Annotated in this window: 2 tRNA genes; both read left to right on the forward strand. The window is 52.1% G+C overall.

Annotation, left to right across the window (positions count from 1 at the left end):
* Positions 1-74 (forward strand) — tRNA-Arg (locus tag NE558_RS14375).
* 6 nt (positions 75-80) lie between these two features.
* Positions 81-151: transfer RNA gene (locus tag NE558_RS14380), tRNA-Gly, on the forward strand.
* The last annotated feature ends 66 nt before the right edge of the window (positions 152-217 follow it).

Raw genomic sequence — 217 nt, forward strand, 5'->3', positions numbered from 1 at the left:
GAATCAGTAGCTCAGTTGGATAGAGCAACGGCCTTCTAAGCCGTGGGTCGGGGGTTCGAATCCCTCCTGGTTCAGATTTTGCGGGTGTAGTTCAATGGTAGAACGTCAGCCTTCCAAGCTGAACACGTGAGTTCGATTCTCATCACCCGCTTTTTTTTGTGCGAATCAGTAGCTCAGTTGGATAGAGCAACGGCCTTCTAAGCCGTGGGTCGGGGGT

Origin of the sequence: Anaerotignum propionicum (genome assembly GCF_024461735.1) — a bacterium.
Lineage (GTDB): Bacteria > Bacillota > Clostridia > Lachnospirales > Anaerotignaceae > Chakrabartyella.